Raw genomic sequence first — 857 nt, forward strand, 5'->3', positions numbered from 1 at the left:
GGCTTTAACCGTCCAACCCTTCCGCAGTTAATTACCACGATCCGCAGCGATATTCAGACCCGCCTTGCCGCCGACAGCACGCTGGCCGCCCTGCGCCGCACAGACGCCGAAGTCTACGGGCGCGTACAGGCAGCAGCAGTTCACACGGTTTACGGGTATATCGATTATCTGGCGAGAAATCTGCTGCCGGACCTGGCAGACGAGGACTGGCTGAAGCGGCACGGAAATATGAAACGCGCACCGCGTAAAGCGGCCACACAGGCGTCGGGATTTGTGCGCTGGGACGTCTCATTCAGCGGCATCGTTGTGCCTGCAGGCGTGACAATCCAGCGTGATGATCTGGTGACGTTCACAACCTCCGCTGCGGCTGCATCATCCGGCGGCGTTCTCCGCGTGCCGGTTGTCTGTGATGTTACGGGGGGCACGGGTAACACCGATGATGGTCTGGCAATGCGGCTGACTTCCCCGATCACGGGCCTTCCCTCCGCCGGGGTTGCCGACAGCATTCAGGGTGGTGCGGATATTGAGGATTTGGAGCTCTGGCGGTCCCGTATCATTGAACGCTGGTACTGGCCGCCTCAGGGGGGCGCAGATACTGATTATGAGGTGTGGGCAAAAGAGGTGCCGGGAATTACCCGCGCATGGACTTACCGCCACTGGATGGGACGCGGCACGGTGGGCGTAATGGTGGCGAACAGCGATCTGATTAACCCCATTCCGGACGCCGCGACGGTTGCGGCGGCGCAGGCTCATATCGAACCGCTTGCTCCCGTTGCTGGCGCTGACGTTCTGGTTTTTGTTCCGACGCCGCACGTTGTGGACTTTAACATCAGGCTGAACCCGGATACTGAAGAGGT

General features: G+C 60.6%; 1 protein-coding gene. It reads left to right on the forward strand.

Annotated features, from left to right (window positions below; all coding sequences use genetic code 11):
* A partial coding sequence (locus tag AC3Y5R_RS24155; RefSeq protein ID WP_489923419.1) for a baseplate J/gp47 family protein occupies positions 1–857 on the forward strand: 857 nt, incomplete at both ends.

Source organism: Erwinia sp. 009765445, from assembly GCF_058137865.1.